This window comes from Mycobacterium sp. TH-M15 (assembly GCF_057473705.1).
This window is the reverse complement of sequence record NZ_JBYCLB010000056.1, coordinates 1-3,512: the sequence shown is the minus strand read 5'-3', so window position 1 is coordinate 3,512 and position 3,512 is coordinate 1. Positions and strand designations below refer to the sequence as shown.

At 72.8% G+C, this 3,512-nt stretch carries 1 protein-coding gene; it reads left to right on the top strand.

The window, feature by feature from the left end; all coding sequences use genetic code 11:
- On the top strand, positions 1–3,332 hold a 3,332-nt coding region (locus AC2VNT_RS01400), incomplete at its 5' end, for a beta-ketoacyl synthase N-terminal-like domain-containing protein (RefSeq protein WP_486945158.1).
- Positions 3,333–3,512: the final 180 nt, after the last annotated feature.

Here is a 3,512-nt window from a genome sequence, read left to right as displayed (position 1 = left end):
TCGACGCGGCCGCGCTGGGCGAGTTCACCGAGCAGATCACCGGCCGGGACGGCGTGCTGGCGTCGGCGGCCCGGCTGGTGCTGGGCCAGCTCGGCCTCGACGACGCGGTGACCACGCCGGAGGCCGCCACCGACGGGGAGCTGATCGATCTGGTCACCGCCGAGCTGGGTGCGGACTGGCCACGGCTGGTGGCGCCGGCGTTCGACGGTCGCAAGGCGGTGTTGCTGGACGACCGCTGGGCCAGCGCCCGGGAAGACCTGGTGCGGCTCTGGTTGGTCGACGACGGCGAGATCGACGCCGCCTGGCACCGGCTCGCCGAACGCTTCGAGGGGGCCGGGCACGTCGTGGCCGCCCAGGCGACCTGGTGGCAGGGCCGGGCGCTGACCGAGGGCCGGCAGCTGCACGCGGCGCTGTACGCGCGGATCGCCGCCGGCGCGGAGAACCCGGGCAAGGGACGCTACGGCGACGAGGTCGCGGTGGTCACCGGCGCGTCGAAGGGGTCGATCGCCGCGTCGGTGGTCGGCCGGCTGCTCGACGGCGGCGCCACGGTGATCGCCACCACCTCGCGGCTGGACGACCAGCGGCTGGGCTTCTACAAGAAGCTGTATCGCGACCACGCCCGGTTCGGCGCGGCGCTGTGGGTGGTGCCGGCCAACATGGCGTCCTACGCCGACATCGACGCCCTGGTCGAGTGGGTCGGCAACGAGCAGACCGAGAGCCTCGGGCCGGCGTCGATCCACCTCAAGGACGCGCTCACCCCGACGCTGCTGTTCCCGTTCGCCGCGCCGCGGGTGGCCGGTGACCTCTCCGAGGTCGGCGCCCGCGCCGAGATGGAGATGAAGGTGCTGCTCTGGGCGGTGCAGCGGCTGATCGGTGGGCTGTCGCGGATCGGTGCCGAACACGACATCGCCTCCCGGCTGCACGTGGTGCTACCCGGTTCGCCGAACCGCGGCATGTTCGGCGGCGACGGTGCCTACGGCGAGGCCAAGGCGGCACTGGACGCGGTGGTCTCCCGGTGGCACGCCGAGTCGTCGTGGGCGGCCCGGGTCAGCCTGGCGCACGCGCTGATCGGCTGGACCCGCGGCACCGGCCTGATGGGGCAGAACGACGTGGTCGTCGACGCCGTCGAGGACGCCGGGGTGACCACCTATTCCACCGACGAGATGGCCGCGATGCTGCTGCGTCTCTGCGACGTCGAGTCCAAGGTGGCCGCGGCCGAGGCGCCGATCAACGCCGACCTGACCGGCGGGCTGGCCGAAGCCGACCTCGACATGGCCGAGCTGGCCGCCAAGGCCCGTGCGGAGATGGTGAGCGAGGCGGCCGGCGACGAGCCGGCCGACGACTCCGCCACCAGCATCGCCGCCCTGCCGTCCCCGCCGCGCGTCGCCGCCGCCGCGCCGCCGCCGGTCTGGGCCGACCTCGACGTCGACCCGGCCGACCTGGTGGTGATCGTCGGCGGTGCCGAGCTCGGCCCGTGCGGATCGTCGCGCACCCGCTTCGAGCTGGAGGTCGACGACGAGCTCTCCGCCGCCGGCGTGCTGGAGCTGGCCTGGACCACCGGGCTGGTGAAATGGGAAGACGACCCCACCCCGGGCTGGTACGACACCGAGACCGGCGAGCTGGTCGACGAGGCCGAGCTGGTCGAGCGCTACCACGACACCGTGGTGCAGCGGGTCGGCGTTCGCGAGTTCGTGGACGACGGCGCGATCGACCCCGACCACGCCTCCCCGCTGCTGGTCAGCGTCTTCCTGGAGAAGGACTTCTCGTTCGTGGTCTCCAGCGAGGCCGACGCCCGGGCGTTCGTGCAGTTCGACCCGGAGCACACGGTGGCCCGGCCGGTGGCCGACTCCGGCGACTGGCAGGTAACCCGCAAGGCGGGCACCGAGATCCGGGTGCCGCGCAAGACCAGGCTGTCCCGGACCGTGGGCGCGCAGATCCCGACCGGATTCGACCCGACGGTGTGGGGGATCAGCGCCGACATGGCCACCTCCATCGACCGGGTGGCGCTGTGGAACATCGTCGCGACCGTGGACGCGTTCCTCTCTGCCGGTTTCAGCCCGACCGAGCTGATGCGCTGGGTGCACCCGAGCATGGTGGCCAGCACCCAGGGCACCGGCATGGGCGGCATGACGTCGATGCAGACCATGTATCACGGCAACCTGCTCGGCCGGAACAAGCCGAACGACATCCTGCAGGAAGTGCTGCCGAACGTCGTTGCCGCGCATGTGGTGCAGAGCTACATCGGGTCCTACGGCGCGATGATCCACCCGGTGGCGGCGTGTGCCACCGCGGCGGTCTCGGTCGAGGAGGGCGTGGACAAGATCCGGCTGGGCAAGGCCGAGCTGGTGGTCACCGGCGGCTACGACGACCTGACCCTGGAGGCGATCATCGGCTTCGGGGACATGGCGGCCACCGCCGACACCGAGATGATGCGGGCCAAGGGGATCAGCGACTCGAAGTTCTCCCGGGCCAACGACCGGCGCCGGCTCGGCTTCGTCGAAGCCCAGGGCGGCGGCACCATCCTGCTGGCCCGCGGCGACCTGGCGGCCAAGATGGGGCTGCCGGTGCTGGCGGTGGTGGCCTACGCGCAGAGCTTCGCCGACGGGGTGCACACCTCGATCCCGGCTCCGGGGCTGGGCGCGCTGGGCGCCGGCCGGGGTGGGCGGGACTCGGTGCTGGCCCGCTCGCTGGGCCAGCTGGGGGTCGGCGCCGACGACGTCGCGGTGATCTCCAAGCACGACACCTCGACGCTGGCCAACGACCCCAACGAGACCGAGCTGCACGAGCGGCTGGCCGACTCGCTGGGCCGGTCAGCCGGTGCTCCGCTGCTGGTGGTGAGCCAGAAGAGCCTGACCGGGCACGCCAAGGGCGGCGCGGCGGTCTTCCAGATCATGGGCATGTGCCAGATGCTGCGCGACGGGGTGATCCCGCCCAACCGCAGCCTGGACTGTGTCGACGACGAGCTGGCCACCGCCGGGCACTTCGTCTGGGTCCGCGACACGCTGCGGCTGGACGGCAAGTTCCCGCTGAAGGCCGGCCTGGTCACCAGCCTCGGCTTCGGCCACGTCTCCGGTCTGGTCGCGTTGGTGCACCCGCAGGCATTCCTGGCCTCGCTCGACCCCGGACAGCGGGAGGCCTACACCCGGCAGGCCCGCGCCCGGGTGCTGGCCGGCCGGCGCCGGCTGGCCTCGGCGATGGCCGGCGGTCGGCCGATGTACCAGCGGCCCGACGGTCGCCGGTTCGACCACGACATGCCGGAGAAGCGCCAGGAGGCGGCGATGCTGCTGAACCCGGCGGCGCGGCTCGGCGACGACGATGTCTACCTCGGCTGACCACGGCGCACCGTCGGCCCAGCGTGCGTGTCCCCGGCCGACCCGCCCAACCCGTGACCGTGTCTGCGCACGCTCGCGAGCCGGGGGAGGGCGTCGGATAGGTTACCGCCCATGAGCCGCGTCGGCGCCGATGCAGAGCGAAGCGATGCGGAGGAGTGGCGCCCATGAGCCGCGTCGGCG